This is a genomic window from Rathayibacter sp. SD072 (assembly GCF_017355185.1).
In the GTDB taxonomy this organism is placed as follows: domain Bacteria; phylum Actinomycetota; class Actinomycetes; order Actinomycetales; family Microbacteriaceae; genus Rathayibacter.
Genome location: NZ_JADILJ010000021.1, coordinates 1 through 17,541 on the forward strand (window position 1 = coordinate 1; position 17,541 = coordinate 17,541).

The window sequence follows — 17,541 nt, forward strand, 5'->3', positions numbered from 1 at the left end:
GGGTCCCGCCGGCTCCCGGCCCGTCGGACGCCCCGGACTACGGATCGCCTTCGGGCCGGCCGCATGCGTACGCGTCCGCGCCCCCGCCTCCCACCGCCCCGAAGACGCTCAGCATCGTCGGCATGATCCTCGGCATCGCGGGCCTGGTCATCACGGTGTCCGTCTGGGGCTTCGGCTTCGTCCTCTCGGCGCCCGCTGTGGTGCTCGGGGTCCTCGGGCGGCGCCGGGAGCCCGCCGCCCGCGGGTTCGCTCTGGCGGCGATCATCACAGGTCTCGCCGGAATCGTCGTCTCGCTGATCTACCTCGCCGTCACCGTGGTGATCCTCGTGGTGGCGATCGGAGCGGCGAACTCCTAGGGCCTGGTGAACACGATCTCGTGTGCTCCGCTCGGCCTGATCGCACGATCTGCGGCGTCGGAATCCTCGGTCGATGCCCGCATCGACCTTCGGCTTCCTCCTTGCAGCTCGCACGACCAGGCCGTGCTCGCGACGGCGATCTCCTGTCCAACAGGCCCTAGAGCCGACCGCTCAGGCGACGCGCTCGGCCAGCAATGCGCGGTGGCGGCCCTGCACGCGCGTCAGGATGAGCACCGCGCTGCCCCGGCCGGACAGCCCGAGCTTCTTGCGGAACCGCGCCGGATCGACGTCGACCCCGCGCTTCTTGATCTCGAGCACGCCGATCCCGCGTCCGCGCAGCTCCTTCGCCAGGGTCCGCTCGTCCAGCGGTAACTCGGCCAGCACGCGGAAGCTGCGGAGGAACGGCGAGGAGGCGGGCTCGTCGCCGGTGAGGTAGGCGATGCCGGGGGAGAGCATCCGCGAGCCGCTCGAGCGGGCCAGCTCGCCCAGGAGGCGCGCGCGGATCGCGGAGCCGTCGGGCTCGTGCACGTAGGCGCCGAGGTCCCCGACCTCCTCGTCGTCGGAGTCCGCGGCCGCGGTCAGCTCGGCTGCCCCGTGGGCGCCGAGGAGCAGGGCGGAGCGGCGGACGCCGGGACGCGCGAGCGCGCCGAACCAGAGGCCGGTCTCGACCAGGTCGCCGTCCACCGACACCCACTGGGCCTCCGCGTCGCTCGGGATCCGCTCGCGATCGAAGCCGGGACCCACCTTGACGCCGACGGGCAGGCGCTCGGCGAGGCCGAAGGCGAAGGCGAGCGAGGGGGAGTAGTCGTCGGGGTCGTCCAGGCGCACCGTCTCGCGGTGGCCGGCGGTGCGCCGCGCCGGATCGAGGTAGACGGCGTCGTAGCCCTCGAGGTCGAAGGTCTCGGCGTCGCCGTGCACTGCGCGCGCCGAGGGGAACGGGGCCAGGTTGAAGCTCGCCAGGGTGGCGGTGACCTCGTCCGCGTCGACGGCGGTCACCTCGAGGTCGATCGCGGCGAGGGCGAGGGCGTCGCCGCCGATGCCGCTGCCGAGGTCGGCGATCCTCGTCGCTCCGGCGCCGGCGTACCGGCCCGCGTGCAGGGCGGCGACCCGAAGCCGCGTGGCCTGCTCGAGGCCGGCGTCCGTGAAGAGCATCGAGCGCGCGAACTCGCCGAACTTGCCGCGGGCCTTCTCGCGCAGCCGCGACTGGGTGAGGACCCCCGAGACCAGGGCGGGCGAGTGGCCTGCGGAGCGGAGCGCCGCGACCGCGCGCACGAGGTCGTCCGAGCGGTACCCGTCGAGGGAGTCGAGGAGCCTGAGCCCCTCGGGGGAGAGGAGCTCGACCAGCTCGTCGCGGTGCATCCCGCCATGCTAGGCCACTCGCTCCGAGCGATCGCGCCGCCCGGCTTGGCACTCTGATTGCACGAGTGCCAGCACAGCCTCTACAGTGGATCTAGCACTCTCGGAGCGTGTGTGCCAGAACCGCGCTCCGCCACATCGTCGTCAAGAAAGAGGTCAACCGTGTCGGTGTCCATCAAGCCGCTCGAAGATCGCATCGTCATCAAGCAGGTCGAGGCGGAGCAGGTGACCGCTTCCGGTCTCGTCATCCCCGACACCGCCAAGGAGAAGCCGCAGGAGGGTGAAGTCGTCGCCGTGGGCCCCGGCCGCATCGACGACAACGGCAACCGCGTCCCCCTGGACGTCGCCGTGGGTGACAAGGTCATCTACTCCAAGTACGGCGGAACCGAGGTCAAGTTCTCGGGCGAGGACCTGCTGGTCCTCTCGGCGCGCGACGTCCTCGCGGTCGTCGTCCGCTAGGACGCATCACGACGAAGGGCCCGGCGACCTCGGCCGCCGGGCCCTTCGTCGTCCCCGGTCGGTCCCCCTTCCGACCGGTGGCCTGATCGGGGCCCCGGATGACCGTTCCGCGCGGTCGCGCCGCTCCGGCCCTGCGTAGCATCGGAGGGGTGTCCGCCTCCCGCACCCCCTCCGACCAGACCCCCGCGAGCACCCGGGCGACCGCCGCCGACGCGGCCGCGGGCGAGGGCGTCGAGGCGCTGCCTCCGGCTCGGGGGTCCGGTGGCGGTCTGTCGACCACCGGGCTCTGGTTCGGCTTCGGCGCCTATCTGCTGTGGGGCGCGATGCCGCTCTACTTCATCGCGATGGCGCCCGCCTCCCCGTTCGAGATCGTCGCGTTCCGCGTGCTCTTCTCGCTCGTCTTCTGCCTGATCCTGCTGAGCGTCACCCGCAGCTGGGCCGGGTTCCTCGGTCTCTTCCGCGAGCCGCGGCTCTTGGGCGTCATGGCTCTCGCGGGCGTGCTGATCTACGTCAACTGGCAGGTGTACGTCATCGCGACGACGACCGGCCACGTGATCGAGGCGGCGCTGGGCTACTTCATGAACCCGCTCGTCACGGTGCTGCTGGGCGTCCTCGTGCTGCGGGAGCGCCTGCGCCCGGCGCAGTGGATCGCGATGGCGATCAGCGCCGTGGCCGTGCTGGTCATCGCCGTCGGGTACGGAGCGTTCCCGTGGGTCTCGCTCGCCCTCGCCTTCTCGTTCGGCTTCTACGGGCTCGTGAAGAGCCGGGTGGGCGGCCGGATCGACGCCGTCGCCGGGCTGACGCTCGAGACGCTGTGGCTGACTCCGCTCGCGATCGTGCAGCTGGCCGTGGTCGGCTCGCTGGTCGGGCTGACCTTCGGCACGGAGGGGACCGGGCACGCGCTGATCCTCGCGTCGGCGGGCATCGTGACCGCCGTGCCCCTGCTGCTGTTCGCGGGGGCCGCGCGCCGCCTCCCGCTCTCGATCGTCGGATTCATCCAGTACCTGACGCCGTTCCTCCAGTTCCTCGTCGGTGCGTTCGTGCTGGGCGAGGAGATGCCGCCCGAGCGCTGGCTCGGCTTCGGGCTGGTCTGGGCGGCCCTGGCGATCTTCTCAGTCGACCTCGTCGCGGCGGAGCGGCGGAGGCGCCGTCTGGTGGCGTGAACGACGGATAACGTCGTTGAGAGCGGTTGCTGCGACCGGAAGTAACGATCAGGTCGCGAAATCCATTCGTAACACCCTTGTATTGTTCACGGCCTCCTCGAAGGTTACGTTTGCCGAGCGGTTGCCTCCGGCACCGCTCTGACGACAATCACTCTCAAGGAGCAACATGGGCGTTTACGCGAAGGCCGGTTCGGCTCGCGCACGGTCCCTCCGGGCAACCCTCGGCGGTGTCGCCATCCTGGGCGCCAGCGCACTCGTCCTCGCCGGCTGCGCCAGCGGCGGCGGAGACGGCGACGCGGGCACCGACGGCGGCGCATCGGGCGACCTCTCCCTCAAGATCGGCGCGATCCTGCCGCAGACCGGGACGCTCGCCGTCCTCGGCCCGCCCGAGTTCGCCGGCGTCGACCTCGCGGTCGCCGACATCAACGAGGCCGCTGCCGGCCTCTCGATCGAGGTCGAGCCGAAGGACTCGGGAGACACGTCGACCGACATCGCGACGCAGTCCGCCACCTCGCTCATCGCCGACGGCGTCTCCGCCATCATCGGCGCGGCGTCGTCCGGTGTGTCGAAGACCTTCATCGACCAGGTGACCCAGGCGGGCGTCGTGCAGGTCTCGCCGGCCAACACCTCGCCCGACTTCACCACGTACGAGGACGACGGCTACTACTGGCGCACCGCTCCCTCGGACGTGCTCCAGGGACGCATCCTCGGCAACAAGATCCTGGGCGACGGCAAGACCAACGTCTCGATCCTGTACATGAACGACGCCTACGGCACCGGTCTCCAGAAGAACATCAAGGAGACCCTCGAGGCCGGCGGAGCCACCGTCGCCGCGGAGGAGATCTTCGAGCCCGCCTCGACGGACTTCAACTCGGCTCTGACCACGGTGCTCGCCCCGAACCCCGATGCGCTCGTCGTGATCTCGTTCGACGAGATCAAGACGATCGCGGAGCAGCTCGCGGCGAAGGGCTTCGACTTCTCGAAGCTCTACGGCACGGACGGCAACTACGGCGTCATCGGCGAGTCGGACACCAACGTCGACATCGCCGGCGCCCAGTTCACCAACCCGGGCGTCCAGGCGTCGGAGGAGTTCCAGTCGAACCTCCAGGCCCTCGTCGAGGAGCAGGGCAACGACCCGCTGACGGTGTTCAGCTACGCTCCCGAGTCCTACGACGCCACCGTCCTGCTCGCCCTCGCGGCGCTGCAGGGTGGAGCGACGGACGGCGCGACCATCCGCGACAACCTCGAGTCGGTCTCGAAGGAGGGCACGGAGTGCACCACCTACGCGGACTGCGCGGCCCTGCTCGCCGACGATGAGGACATCGACTACAACGGTCTCTCCGGCCCGATCTCGTTCGACGAGAACGGCGACCCGAGCGAGGCCTCGGTGTCCATCTACAAGTACTCCGCCGGCAACGTCACCTCGTTCGAGGAGACCGTCGACGGCTCGCTCGAGTAGCAGCACCACGGTGACACGACCCCGGTCGTGACACGGGGAGGGGCTCGGTCTTCGGACCGGGCCCCTCCTGCGTGCGCGGGGAGGGGCGTCGGCTCCGGATCGGCTCCGGTCTCGAGGGCGGGAGGGGTGGCTGCGCGATCTGCAGGGGATCCCGGTCGTGCCGTCGTGCTCCCTACGGCGGAATGGCTGTTCCGGCTCGGATGCCCTGCACACCGAGCGAAGGCCTGCAGACGGTGCGGATGCCTGCAGACGGTGCGGGGCCCTGCAGACGGTGCGAAGCCCTGCGGATGGTGCGGGCGCCTTCGGTCGGTGCGGGGCCTGCTGAGCGCACCCGGAACGACACGAGGGCGCCCTCCGGACCGAGGTCCGAGGGGCGCCCTCCCGATCGCCGGGCGTCAGCGCGGTCGGCGCACGACCCGAACCGCACCGGCGGGCACCGTCAGGGTGCCGGCCGCCTCCGCTCCCGTCAGCAGCTCCACGCCCGCGGCGTCGACGAGCACGTCGTCGCCGGAGTGGTTCAGGAAGAACGCGTACTCGGCGTCCTCCCCGACCCGCGTCACGGTCTCGAGGCCCTCGGGAGAGAGGCGGGCCTCGATGCCGGCGTCGCGGAGCGCGTCCTCCACGATCGCGCCGAGATCGTCGCCCGAGACCCGGGTCGACACGTACCAGGAGCGACCGGATCCGTATCCGTGGCGCGTCACGGCCGGACCGCCGGCCGCCGGACCGTCGACGTAGTCCGCGACCGCGACGGCGCCCTCGAGCACGAGCTCCTCGGCCCAGCCTGACGCCGAGGCACCGGTGCTCAGCGCGACGGTCTCGTCGGCGTGCAGCGGCAGGAACTCGGGCACGGCCACTCCGAGGACCTCGCGGAAGGCACCGGGAGCGCCGCCCGCGTGCACGGCGTCGTCCTGGTCGACGACGCCCGAGAAGTACGAGGCGACGAACGTGCCGCCCCCGTGGACGTAGCTCTCGACGTTCGCCTTCGACGTCTCGTCGACGAGGTACAGCGCCGGCGCCAGGACGATGTCGTAGGAGGAGAGATCGGCGTGCGGGTGCGCGAAGTCGGTGCTCACGCCGCGGCGCCAGAGCTCGGTGTAGTACGCGATCACGCGCTCGCGGTGCTCGAGCTCGACCGACGGCCGCCACTCGAGGTCCTGGGCCCAGAACGACTCCCAGTCCCAGAGGATCGCGGCACGGGCGTGCACCCGGGAGCCGAGGACCTCGCCGAGGCCGGCCAGCTCGTCGCCGAGGGCGACGACCTCCTTCCACACGCGGCTGCCCACTCCGGCGTGCGGCAGCATCGCTGAGTGGAACTTCTCGGCGCCGTAGCGCGAGGCGCGGAACTGGAAGTACAGGATCGCATCGGCACCGCGCGCGAGGTGGCTCATGCTGTTGCGGGCGAGCTCGCCGGGGCGCTTGGCGATGTTGCGCGGCTGCCAGTTGACGGCCGAGGTGGAGTGCTCCATCAGGATCCACGGGGCGCCGCCGGCCAGCGAGCGGGTGAGGTCGGCGTCGAGCGCGAGCAGGACGTGGTTGTCGCGGCGCTCGGCCGCGAGGTAGTGGTCGTTGGCGACGATGTCCACCTCCTCGCTCCACTTCCAGAGGTCGACCGAGGGGCAGTTCGTCGCCATGAAGTTCGTGGTGACGGGGGTGTCCGGCGCGAAGCGCTTGATCGCGTCGCGCTCGGCGCGGAAGCACTCGAGCAGGGCGTCGGAGGTGAAGCGGGCGAAGTCGAGCCGCTGCGTCTGGTTGACGGTGCTCGCCGAGACGCGCGGCGCGTCGATCTCGTCCCACTCCCCGTAGACCTGGCCCCAGAAGAGCGTGCCCCAGGCGGAGTTGAGCGCGTCGAGCGTGCCGTAGCGGCGCTGGAGCCACGTGCGGAACGCGCGGACGCTGTACTCGGAGTAGTCCTCGCTGATCGGGGCGCCGTACTCGTTGTGGACGTGCCAGAGCACGACCGCGGGGTGGGCGGCGTAGCGCTCGGCGAGGCGCTCGGTCAGCGCGACGCAGGCGGCGCGGTACTCGGGCGAGCTCGGGCTCACCATGCCGCGCGAGCCCCAGCCCAGCGTGACGCCCTCGCGGGTGACGGGACGGGCCTCCGGGTACTTCTTCCAGAACCAGGCGGGGGGCGCGGCGGTCGGCGTCGCGAGGTCGACGTCGATGCCGGCCGCGTGCAGCAGCCCGATCAGCTCGTCGAGGAACGAGAAGTCGTACTCGCCCTCACGGGGCTCGAGCAGCGCCCACGAGAAGATGCCGATGCTGACGAGGTTCACCCCGGCGCTGCGCATCAGGGCGATGTCCTCGTCCCACACCTCGCGCGGCCACTGCTCGGGGTTGTAGTCGCCGCCGTAGCGGATCTCGGAGCGGCCGCCGAGGAGGGCGCTGCCGGGGCGCCCGAGCACGGCGGTGCGGGGGGTCTCCGCGACCGCGTCGGCGACGGGGGAGCTGGGGGCGGTGGTCATGCGGAGATCTCCTTCGAACTGTGTGCGCTCCCAGTTCTAGCACGGGATGACCGGCCGACCGGGAGCGTTGTCGGCCTGGAAGCCGTCTGAATCCGCGCAATCCGTCGAGTTGACAGTCCCCGGTTCCGTATGTGTAACTGTAACCGCTCACAGGTACACCGTCGTCCATCCCTCGTCGGAGCGCCCGTGCACCACCACCACACAGCACTTCGACAAGGAGGACGAATGCGCACATCACTCCGCAGGGCCGCCATGGCGACCGCGGCCGCCGCCGCCCTGACCCTCACCGGATGCACCGCATCCGGCGACGCCGGCGAGTCCGGACCCGTGACACTGAACTACTGGGCCTGGGCTCCGAACCTCGAGCAGGTCGTCGACATCTGGAACGAGCAGAACCCCGACATCCAGGTCACCGTGAACAAGCAGGACGGCGGCGACCCCGCCATCACCAAGCTGCTCACCGCGATCAAGGCCGGCAGCGGCGCTCCGGACCTGATCCAGGCCGAGTACCAGAAGATCCCGACGCTCGTCTCCTCCGACGCGCTCGCCGACATCTCCGGCTCCGTGTCGGACGACCTGGCCGGCGAGTACTCGGACGGCGTCTGGAACTCGGTCACCCTCGGCGGCGACGCGGTCTACGCGATCCCGCAGGACTCCGGCCCGATGATGGCCTACTACCGCACCGACATCCTCGACAGCCTCGGCCTCGCGGTGCCGACCACCTGGGACGAGTACGCCGAGGTGGCGCGCGCCGTCCACGCGGCCGACCCGTCGAAGTACCTCGGCACGTTCTCGGCGAACGACGCGGGCTGGTTCACCGGCCTCGCGCAGCAGGCCGGCGCCTCCTGGTGGTCCATCGAGGACCAGAGCTGGGGCGTCGACATCGACGCCGGCCCGACCGAGCAGGTCGCCGACTACTGGGGCGGCCTCGTCGAGGAGGGCGCCATCGACAACAAGCCGATGTACACGCCCGAGTGGAACGCCGGTCTGAACGACGGCTCGCAGGTCGGCTGGATCAGCTCGGTCTGGGCGCCCGGCGTCCTCGGCGGCAACGCCCCCGACACCGCCGGTCTCTGGACCGCGGCGACGCTCCCGCAGTGGGACGCCTCCGCCCCCTCGAACGGCAACTGGGGCGGCTCGAGCACGGCCGTCACGACGCAGTCCGACCACGTCGAGGCCGCGGTCGAGTTCGCCACCTGGCTGAACAGCGACCCCGAGGCCGTCGCCGCTCTGGCCGACATCTCGGGTGTCTACCCGGCCGCCACCGAAGCCGCGAGCCCCGCGTTGACGACCGCTCCGGAGTTCTTCAGCCAGCAGGCCGACTTCTACGACATCGCGTCGGAGGCGGCCGACACGGTCTCGAGCTTCACCTACGGCCCGAACGTGAACGTCGCGTTCAGCGCCTACAACGACGAGTTCGCCAAGGCGGCCGACGCGAAGACCCGCCAGGCCTTCGTCGAGGCGGTCGAGGCGATGCAGTCGATCACGACGGACGACCTGGTCTCCAGCGGCTTCTCCGTGAACTGACGGTGACGGAGGCGGGGTCCCCCCGGCCCCGCCTCCGCACCACCCCTCCCGTGCAGCGGCATCGCCACTGCACGCGCAGACCACCCCAGCAAGCAGGACGAGGACCAGCGATGACCGCTCCCACGATCACCCGAGCACCGGACGGCAGCGTCTCGTCGAACCGCTCGAGCCGCCCCGCCGCCCGCCGCTCCGGCCGCTCCGGCTGGCGCTCGCGGGTCGGCATCCCCTACGCGATGCTCGCTCCCGGCATCGTGCTCTTCGTCGCCTTCATGGCGGCACCCATCGTCTACACGCTCTTCCTCAGCTTCCAGAAGCGCCAGGTCAGCGGTCTGGGCCTGGGATCGGGCGCCCAGAAGCAGGTGTTCGCCGGCGTCGAGAACTACGTGTCCGCGCTGTCGGACCCCGAGTTCGCCGCGAGCGTCGGACGCGTCCTGCTCTACGGGCTCATCCTGATCCCGTGCATGCTCGGGCTGGCCCTGCTGTTCGCGCTGCTGCTCGACTCGCAGCGCACGCGCGCCGTCGGCTTCTCGCGGATCTCGATCTTCCTGCCCTACGCGGTGCCCGCCGTGATCAGCTCGCTGCTCTGGGGCTTCCTCTACCTGCCCGCGGTCAGCCCCTTCTACTACGTCTTCGAGCGGATCGGCTGGGACGCCCCGAGCCTGCTCTCCTCCGGCGCCGTCATCTTCGGTATCGCGAACATCGCGCTCTGGGGCGGTGTCGGCTTCAACATGATCGTCATCTACACCTCGCTCAAGGCGGTGCCGACGGACATCTACGAGGCCGCCAGGATCGACGGCGCCAGCGAGGTGCAGATCGCCCTGCGCATCAAGATCCCGATCCTCGCGCCCGCGCTGGTGATGACCGCGCTGTTCTCGATGGTCGCGACCCTGCAGGTGTTCGCCGAGCCGACCACGCTGCGCCCGCTGACCAACAGCCTCTCGACGAGCTGGTCCCCGCTCATGCTCGTCTACCGCGACGCGTTCACCCGCGACGACATCTACTCCGCCGCGGCGACCTCCGTCGTGATCGCCCTGGCCACCTTCATCGTCTCCTTCCTCTTCCTCCGGGTCGTGCAGAAGCGAGCCTTCGGACAGGAGGACTGATCCATGACCACCGTCGCCCCCCGCCTCGGCACCACCGCCCCCGCGAAGCGCTCCTCGCGCTCGCCCCTCGCGCACCGCGAGCGGCCGAGCGCGATCTCGACCGGGATCCTCCTCGTCGGTGCGATCTACTGCCTCTTCCCCGTCTTCTGGGTGCTCATGGCGTCGACGAAGGACGGCGGAGAGCTGTTCTCGACCTTCACCCTCGCGCCCAGCACGCACCTCATCGACAACATCGTCGCGCTGTCCTCGTACCGCGACGGGCTGTTCTGGCGCTGGATGCTGAACACCGCGCTCTACGCCGGGCTCGGCGCGATCGCCTCGACCTGGATCTCCGCGCTCTCGGGCTACGTGCTCGCGAAGTTCGAGTTCCCGGGCAAGAAGGTCGTCTTCAACGTCCTGCTGATGGGCGTGCTCGTGCCCGGCGTGATCCTCGCGATCCCGCAGTACTTCCTGCTCGCGAACGTCGGGCTCACGAACACCTTCTGGGGCGTCCTGCTGCCGCAGATCATCAGCCCCTACGGCATCTACCTGGCCCGGATCTACTCGGCCGCGGCCGTGCCGACCGACGTGATCGAGGCGGCCCGCACCGAGGGCGCCAAGGAGATGTACATCTTCACCCGCATCGCGACGCCGATGCTGCTCCCGGGCCTCGTGACGATCTTCCTCTTCCAGTTCGTGGCCATCTGGAACAACTTCATGCTGCCGTACATCATGCTCGGCAACGACGAGCTGTTCCCCCTGACGGTGGGTCTGAACGGCCTGCTGAACCAGGGCGCCTCGGCCCCGTCGCTCTACACGCTGGTCATCACCGGAGCCCTGCTCTCGGTCATCCCGCTGATCGCGATCTTCCTGGTCCTGCAGCGGTTCTGGAAGGTCGATCTGGCCGCCGGTGCGGTGAAGGCGTGATCGTCGGCGAGCCGCGGGCGGCGGAGGAGCCGACCCCTAAGCTGGCCGGGTGACCACCGCCTCCGGCCGCCAGAGACCGACGATCGAGCACGTCGCGCTGGAGGCCGGTGTCTCCCGCGGAACGGTGTCGCGCGTCCTCAACGGCGGCAAGTGGGTCAGCCCGGATGCGAAGACCGCCGTCGAGACGGCGATCAAGAAGACCGGCTACCGCGTCAATCCGCACGCGCGCAGCCTCGCCACGAACCGCACGAACTCGGTGGCCTTCCTCCTCACCGAGGAGCACCAGCTGCTGTTCGAGGACCCGAACTTCTCGACCCTGCTGACCGGAGCGGCCGCCGAGCTCGCCGAGCGCGACGTCTCGCTCGTGCTGATCATGGCCGGCAGCACGGCCGAGCAGAAGCGGGCCCTCGCCTACCTCGGCGCCGGGCACGTGGACGGCGTGCTGCTGGTCTCCGCCCACGGCGGGCAGCAGCTCCTCCGCGAGATCCAGGACCTCGCCGTCCCCGCCATCGCCTGCGGCATCCCGCTGGGCTACGAGAAGCGGATGGGCTACGTCGCCGCGGACGACGAGGAGGGGGCCCGCGAGATGGTCGCCTACCTCCGCTCCCGCGGGCGCACCCGCGTCGCCACGATCGCCGGGCCTCCCGACCTGCCCGGGGGCCTCGTGCGCCTGGCGGGCTACCGCCGCGAGCTCGGCGAGGAGTACGACGAGTCCCTCGTGCGCTACGGCGACTACAGCCGGTCCAGCGGCGATGCGGCGATGACCGAGCTCCTGCAGGCCCGGCCCGACGTCGACGCCGTCTTCGCGGCGAACGATCGGATGGCCGCCGGCGCGATCGACGCCCTGCAGCGGGCGGGCCGCCGAGTGCCCGAGGACGTCGCCGTGGGCGGCTTCGACGATTCGAGCGTGGCCCTGTCCACGGAGCCCGCACTGACGACCATGCGCCAGCCCTTCGGCCGCATCAGCGCCGAGATGGTGCGGCTCCTGCTGCAGAGCATCGCGGGGGAGCGCCCGGCCGCCATCATCCTGCCGACCGAACTGATCGAGCGCGCGTCCGCCTGACGGGGACGCGCGCTCGAGGGGTGGAGCGGGTGGTGCGACCTAGGAGGCGCGCAGCAGCTCGGCCTCCTGGACCAGGCGGTACGTGACGAACGAACGGCTGTAGCTGCGGCGCTTGCCGCTCGGGGTCTCGGCGATGACGACCTGCGCGTACACGCCCACGACCGACCAGCGCTCGTAGTCGCCGATCGCACCGGTGCCGAAGGATGCGCCGAGGGCGACGGGGGCGGGGGTGTAGCTCTTCAAGCGCGGCTCCTTCGATAGGGGTCGAGCGGCGGCGGCCACCGCCCGGGGGCGGCGTCGTCCGTCGGGCTGCGTCCGGAACGTGCCTCCCACCAGGAGGATCGTGCTCGGCGCACCCCGCCGGGGTGACGTCTCGTGTCCCCAAAATTACGGCAAGGGTCGCCCTGAGATGTCCCCGCGACGGGGGGTGGGGCGGCGGAGAGATCCTCGTCCGGCCGTCTCGTCCGCGACCCCGCGGATCAGCTCCAGCCGCAGTAGTCCGAGGCGATGTAGTCGTACAGCGCCGCGCGCACGGCGTCGCTCACCGCGACCGGGACCACGCCCTCCGCGCCGTCCTCGAGACCGACGACGACGGGGAGGAACGTGCCCCGCTTGTCCTCCGAGACGGTGTGCGTGCTGCAGTTCACCGGCACGATCGCGAGGTCGAGCACGAACGGCTCCGAGTCGGCGTCGATCCGCCGTCCGACCGGCCAGACGTCGCCGGAGGCGGGGCGCAGGAGGATCGTGCCGCGCACCTCCTCGATCCGCACGGATCCCGGCGCGCCGGTCGGCACCACGGTCAAGGCGAGGTGCGCGACGGGCCCGCCCACCTCCTCCCGCACGGTCACCTCGGCCGAGGGCTCGACGCGCACCACCTCGGCGACTCGCTCGGCGAGGCAGTCCTCGGCGTGGACCCGGGCCAGAGTGGCGAAGGGGTCCTCCGGCACGACGACGGCGGTGCCGGACGTGCCCGCCGTGGTCCAGGTGAGGCGGATCCGGCCGTCGGAGGCGTCGCCGCCGCAGTCGGGTTCCGGCAGCTGGAGCCGGAGCGCGGTCGTCGTCCCGGCGCGCACGGTCGAGGGCTCCGCCGTCCACGCGGCACCGGTGAACGCGGGGGAGTCCAGGCGCGCCTCCCAGACGTCCAGCGCGGCACCGGTGCCGTTGGCGACGAGCACCTCGAGTCGTCGCGGGCCGTAGTCGTCGCGGTTCTGCCGGATGCTCACCGAGACGCCGTCGGGCAGGACGGAGGGGGAGATGCCGCAGCCCGCGAGCAGCGCCAGCAGCACGGCGGGCACGACGGCCGCGGCGGTGCGCCTCATCCGGTGCCTCCTCGCGCGGGACGACGAGGGCCCGCCGTCGCCTCTCGGCGGACGACGGGCCCCACGGTGCGGCGGAGGCGTCAGCCTCCGACGGTCGGGGTGCTCGTGGTGACCTCGTTGGTCGTCGCGAGCGTGCCCAGGTAGAGCTCGATCACCTTGGGGTCGTTCATGAGCTCGCGCCCCGCGCCCTCGTAGGCGTCGCGCCCCTGGTCGAGCACGTAGCCGCGATCGCAGATCTGCAGAGCGCGGCGGGCGTTCTGCTCGACGATCATGATCGAGACGCCGGCCCGGTTGATCCGCTGGACGTTGACGAACGTCTCGTCCTGGCGCATCGGCGACAGTCCCGCGCTCGGCTCGTCGAGCAGGAGCATCGACGGATCCATCATCAGCGCGCGCGACATGGCGACCATCTGGCGCTCACCACCCGAGAGCGATCCCGAGCGCTGCTTGAGCCGCTTGGTGAGCTCGGGGAACAGCTCCGTGACGAACTCGAGGCGCTGGCGGTACATCTTCGGCTTCTGGTACATGCCCATCTCGAGGTTCTCCTCGATGGTGAGCGACGGGAAGACGTTGTTGTTCTGCGGCACGAAGCCGACGCCCTTCGAGACGAGCTTGTCGGCCTTCATGCCGGTGATGTCCTCGCCGTTGAGCAGCACGGTGCCCTGGCGGATGTTCACCAGCCCGAACATCGCCTTCAGGAGCGTCGATTTGCCCGCTCCGTTGGGGCCGATGATGCCGACCAGTTCGCCCTTCTTCACGTAGACGTTCGAGCCGTTCAGGATGTTGACTCCCGGCACGTACCCCGCGTGGAGGTCGTGCGTCTCGAGGGTGTTGCCGGTCACTTGTCGTCCTTTCCGAAGTCGACGGCGGGCGCGTCCGTGGTGGGCGCGACGCTCGTCGGAGCGGCGTCCGCGGCGTGCGCGGTCGTCGCGGAGCCGGTGGCCGGGGCGGTGGCCGGGTGGGCGGGCGGCACGATGCCGGCCTCCTCCGCCTGCCGCTCGACGTCCTCGCGGACGAGGTCCGACTCCATCTCCTCCGCGATCTCGAGCTGTCCCTCGACGGTGCCGAGGTCGGTGTCGTGGTGGGCGCCGAGGTACGCGTCGATGACGGCCGGGTCGTTCATCACGGTGGAGGGCGGGCCCTCCGCGACGACCTTGCCCTCGGCCATCACGATCACCCAGTCGGCGATGGTGTTGACCATGTGCATGTCGTGCTCGACGAAGAGGACGGTCATGCCCTCGTCCTTCAGGTTCACGATGTGACCGAGGAGCGACTGCGTCAGCGCCGGGTTCACGCCGGCCATGGGCTCGTCGAGCATGACGAGCTCGGGCTCGGACATGAGGGCCCGCGCCATCTCGAGGAGCTTCTTCTGACCGCCCGAGAGGCTCGACGCGTAGTCGTCCTTCTTGGTGTCCAGCTTGAACTTCTCGAGCAGGCTGATCGCGCGCGCCTCGATCGTGTCCTCCTCCTTCGACCACAGCGGCCTGATGAGCGACGTGAAGATGTTCTCGCCCTTCTGCCCCTTGGCCCCGAGGAGCATGTTCTCGAGCACCGTCATGCCGCCGAGGGCCTTGGTGAGCTGGAAGGTGCGCACCATGCCCATCCGGGACACCCGGTAGGCGGGGACGTTCGCGAGGTTCCTGCCCTTGAAGTTCCAGCGCCCGGTGTTGGGCTTGTCGAAGCCCGTCAGCAGGTTGAAGAACGTGGTCTTGCCGGCTCCGTTGGGGCCGATCAGGGCAGTGATGGAGCCGCGGGGGATCTCGACGTGCGCGACGTCGACCGCGGTCAGGCCGCCGAAGCGCCGGCTGACGCTGTCGGCGACCAGGATGGGGTCCTTCTTCTTGACCCCGGGGACGATGGTGTCCTCGGTGATGTCCGAGACCGGCGTTTTAGGCAAAGTGCAGATCCTTCTTCTTGCCGAAGATCCCCTGTGGTCGGAAGATCACCAGGAGCATGAGCGCGACCCCCACCACGATGAACCGGATGGGTCCGGTCTGCACCGTCGTGAGGCGGATGATGTCGTTGCTGAGGACGCCGGTGTCGATCCCCAGGGTGAGCAGTCCGTCGGTGAGACCGAGGACGACCCAGAAGATGATCGAGCCGGCCACCGGTCCGAAGACCGTCGCGGCGCCGCCCAGCAGCATGATCGTGTAGAGGAAGAACGTCAGCTGCGTGCCGTAGTTGTCGGGCTGCAGCGACCGGGGCAGGATGAACAGCGCTCCGGCGAGACCGCCCAGCACGCCGCCCAGGACCAGCGCCTGGATCTTGTACGAGAAGACGTTCTTGCCGAGGGAGCGCACGGCGTCCTCGTCCTCGCGGATGCCCTTGATGACGCGGCCCCAGGGGCTGCGCATCAGGAGGAACACCAGGAGGCAGGCGAGGCCGACGAGGCCCCAGCCGACGATCCTGACCCACCACTGGTCCTGGTTGTAGGTGAGCACTCCGAGTCCGAAGCGGCCCTCGGGCAGCGGGTTGAGGTCGTTGAAGGCCCGCGCCGCTCCGTTGATGCCCTCTGAGCCGCCCGTGACCGCCGAGAACTCCGGCGTCTTGACCGACAGTCGGATGATCTCGGCCGCCGCGATCGTCACGATCGAGAGGTAGTCGGCCCGCAGCCGCAGCGTCGGGATGCCCAGGATGAGCGCGAACACGGTCGCCGCGACGATGGTCGCGAGCAGGGAGCCCCAGACGGGCCACTCGAACTTGACCGAGGTGATGGCGAAGGCGTATCCGCCCACCGCCATGAAGCCGGCCTGTCCGAAGTTGAGGAGGCCGGTGAATCCGAAGTGGATGACCAGGCCGATCGTCGCGAGGGCGTACGCCGCGACGGTGGGATCGACGATCTGCCCGATCGCCAGCCAGATGAAGTTGAGGTTCATGGTGTCCTAGCCGATCCGTTCCTTGCGGCCCAGGATTCCCTGCGGCCTGACCAGGAGGATGATGATCATGAGGATGAGCGGAGCCACGTACTTGAGGTTCTCCGGGATCCACACGGTCGAGATGTTCATCATGAGTCCGATGATGAGCGAGCCGACCAGGGCTCCGTAGGCGGAGCCGAGGCCTCCCAGCGTGATGGCCGCGAAGATCAGCAGCAGGATCGACGCCCCGGTGTCCCAGCGCAGCGACTGGTAGTAGCCGATGTACACGCCCGCCAGAGCGGCGAGGGCTCCCGACAGCACCCAGACGACGCGGATGACGCGCTCGACGTTGATGCCGGAGGCGGAGGCGAGTGCCCGGTTGTCCGAGACCGCGCGCATCGCCTTGCCGATCTTGGTCTTCGTCAGCACCAGGGCGACTCCGACGATGCAGACGATGCCGACGACCGCGCCGACGATGTCCGTGAACTTCAGGCTGATGCCGAGGGCGTCGATCGTGAAGTACGGAGCGGTGCTGTTGGGCAGCGAGAGCCGGTCGGCGCCGAAGAAGAAGACGTACACGTAGCGCAGGGCCAGGGAGAGGCCGATCGTCACGATCATCAGCGGGATGAGCTGGATGCCCTTCTTCCGCAGCGGCTTCCACAGCAGGCCGTCCTGCACGTAGCCGAACGCCCCGCCCAGGATCACCGCGAGGGGGATCGCGAGCAGCGCCGGGAGCCCGAAGACCCCGGAGAGGAGGTAGGCCATCAGGGCGCCGAAGGTCACGAGCTCGCCGTGCGCGAAGTTGTTCAGCCCGGTCACGCCGTAGATCAGCGAGGCGCCGATCGCCGCGAGGGCGATGAGGAGGCCGAAGATCAGACCGGTGACGACCTTGGGCCAGAAGATGATCCAGAAGGTGTCGGCCGAGACCGGCTGGTTCGCGGCGTTGGAGGTGCCGTCGGGGTTCGTCGCGTCGTTGCCCGTCGTGCCCTCGGTCGCCGGGCTGGTGGGGGCCGCCGAGTCCGAGGGGACGGGGGCGGTGGCCCCGGTGCCCTTCGCGTTCGCGGTCGACACGATGAAGTTGACGATCTGGTTCTGCGAGCCGACGATCGTCACCTCCTTCGGGTTCTGACCCGCGGCGGGGTAGCCCTTGTCGGCGGGGAGCGTGTCCTCGTCGACCGTGATGGTGAAGCTGCCGGGCTCGTCCAGCGGGAAGACCGCGCGGCCGTCGGCTCCGGTGGTCAGCGTCGCCGAGGAGTCGCCCTCGATCGCGACGGAGACTCCGGCGAGGTTCTCGTTGGTGCCCTGGACGCGGACCCAGGCGATGATCGACTGGTCGGCCGTGGTCTCGGCCATCGCGGCGGGAGCGGCGGCGGCGAGACCGGTCAGGGTCGCGGCGAGCAGGCCGACCGCCAGGAGTCGGCGGCGCAGCGCGCCGAACGGACTAGCTGTCGCCACGGGGCGCCTCCCGGTCCGTCGGGTGCGGGGTCGTCGAGCGCTTGTGGCGCGTCGAACG

Annotated in this window: 16 protein-coding genes; 8 read left to right on the plus strand and 8 right to left on the minus strand. The window is 70.2% G+C overall.

Going from position 1 to position 17,541, the window contains the following annotated elements; all coding sequences use genetic code 11:
* Positions 1–356 (plus strand): DUF4190 domain-containing protein (locus tag IOC53_RS09975; RefSeq protein WP_207405295.1); only part of this gene is annotated, 356 nt, incomplete at its 5' end.
* 171 nt (positions 357–527) lie between these two features.
* Here the strand turns inward: IOC53_RS09975 and IOC53_RS09980 are convergent.
* The gene (locus IOC53_RS09980; RefSeq protein ID WP_207405297.1) at positions 528–1,715 is read right to left on the minus strand and encodes a class I SAM-dependent methyltransferase; all 1,188 of its coding nucleotides are present in this window, start codon (positions 1,713–1,715) and stop codon (positions 528–530) included.
* 159 nt (positions 1,716–1,874) lie between these two features.
* Here IOC53_RS09980 and groES point away from each other — a divergent pair, with 159 nt between their 5' ends.
* The 3 genes from groES to IOC53_RS09995 all read left to right on the plus strand — a co-directional run bounded on the left by groES (position 1,875) and on the right by IOC53_RS09995 (position 4,793).
* On the plus strand, positions 1,875–2,171 hold the full coding sequence (gene groES, locus IOC53_RS09985) for a co-chaperone GroES (protein ID WP_055787236.1): 297 nt from the start codon (positions 1,875–1,877) through the stop codon (positions 2,169–2,171).
* A 149-nt stretch (positions 2,172–2,320) separates the two neighbouring features.
* Positions 2,321–3,334 (plus strand): EamA family transporter RarD, encoded by a 1,014-nt coding sequence (gene rarD / locus IOC53_RS09990; protein ID WP_307786143.1) that lies wholly within the window; start codon positions 2,321–2,323, stop codon positions 3,332–3,334.
* 166 nt (positions 3,335–3,500) lie between these two features.
* Positions 3,501–4,793, plus strand: coding sequence for an ABC transporter substrate-binding protein (locus IOC53_RS09995; protein ID WP_207405301.1), 1,293 nt, complete (start codon positions 3,501–3,503; stop codon positions 4,791–4,793).
* Between the two features lie 395 nt (positions 4,794–5,188).
* Here IOC53_RS09995 and IOC53_RS10000 read toward each other — a convergent pair whose 3' ends face one another.
* The gene (locus IOC53_RS10000) at positions 5,189–7,255 is read right to left on the minus strand and encodes a beta-galactosidase (protein ID WP_207405303.1); all 2,067 of its coding nucleotides are present in this window, start codon (positions 7,253–7,255) and stop codon (positions 5,189–5,191) included.
* A 225-nt stretch (positions 7,256–7,480) separates the two neighbouring features.
* On the opposite strand from IOC53_RS10000, the gene IOC53_RS10005 reads away from it, so the two are divergent.
* From IOC53_RS10005 to IOC53_RS10020, 4 genes are all read left to right on the plus strand, one after another.
* Positions 7,481–8,782 (plus strand): ABC transporter substrate-binding protein, encoded by a 1,302-nt coding sequence (locus tag IOC53_RS10005; protein ID WP_207405305.1) that lies wholly within the window; start codon positions 7,481–7,483, stop codon positions 8,780–8,782.
* Positions 8,783–8,892: 110 nt separating this feature from the next.
* Positions 8,893–9,885, plus strand: a complete 993-nt coding sequence (locus IOC53_RS10010) for a carbohydrate ABC transporter permease (RefSeq protein WP_207405307.1) — start codon at positions 8,893–8,895, stop codon at positions 9,883–9,885.
* A 3-nt stretch (positions 9,886–9,888) separates the two neighbouring features.
* The gene (locus IOC53_RS10015) at positions 9,889–10,791 is read left to right on the plus strand and encodes a carbohydrate ABC transporter permease (protein ID WP_207405309.1); all 903 of its coding nucleotides are present in this window, start codon (positions 9,889–9,891) and stop codon (positions 10,789–10,791) included.
* Positions 10,792–10,840: 49 nt separating this feature from the next.
* Positions 10,841–11,854 (plus strand): LacI family DNA-binding transcriptional regulator, encoded by a 1,014-nt coding sequence (locus tag IOC53_RS10020; protein WP_207405311.1) that lies wholly within the window; start codon positions 10,841–10,843, stop codon positions 11,852–11,854.
* Positions 11,855–11,893: 39 nt separating this feature from the next.
* On the opposite strand, the gene IOC53_RS10025 is transcribed toward IOC53_RS10020, so the two are convergent.
* The 6 genes from IOC53_RS10025 to IOC53_RS10050 form a co-directional block, all read right to left on the minus strand.
* Entirely contained in the window at positions 11,894–12,097 is a 204-nt protein-coding gene (locus tag IOC53_RS10025) for a hypothetical protein (protein WP_207405314.1), read from the minus strand.
* 236 nt (positions 12,098–12,333) lie between these two features.
* Entirely contained in the window at positions 12,334–13,173 is an 840-nt protein-coding gene (locus IOC53_RS10030; protein WP_207405316.1) for a hypothetical protein, read from the minus strand.
* A gap of 80 nt (positions 13,174–13,253) precedes the next feature.
* Positions 13,254–14,015, minus strand: a complete 762-nt coding sequence (locus IOC53_RS10035; protein ID WP_207405318.1) for an ABC transporter ATP-binding protein — start codon at positions 14,013–14,015, stop codon at positions 13,254–13,256.
* Positions 14,012–15,070, minus strand: a complete 1,059-nt coding sequence (locus tag IOC53_RS10040; protein WP_207405321.1) for an ABC transporter ATP-binding protein — start codon at positions 15,068–15,070, stop codon at positions 14,012–14,014. The genes IOC53_RS10035 and IOC53_RS10040 overlap by 4 nt, the downstream gene beginning before the upstream one ends.
* A complete protein-coding gene (locus IOC53_RS10045; protein WP_207405323.1) occupies positions 15,063–16,049 on the minus strand; it encodes a branched-chain amino acid ABC transporter permease in 987 nt (328 codons plus the stop codon). Before IOC53_RS10045 ends, IOC53_RS10040 begins: the two co-directional genes overlap by 8 nt.
* A 6-nt stretch (positions 16,050–16,055) precedes the next feature.
* Positions 16,056–17,483, minus strand: coding sequence for a branched-chain amino acid ABC transporter permease (locus tag IOC53_RS10050; protein WP_307786144.1), 1,428 nt, complete (start codon positions 17,481–17,483; stop codon positions 16,056–16,058).
* Between the last annotated feature and the right edge of the window lie 58 nt (positions 17,484–17,541).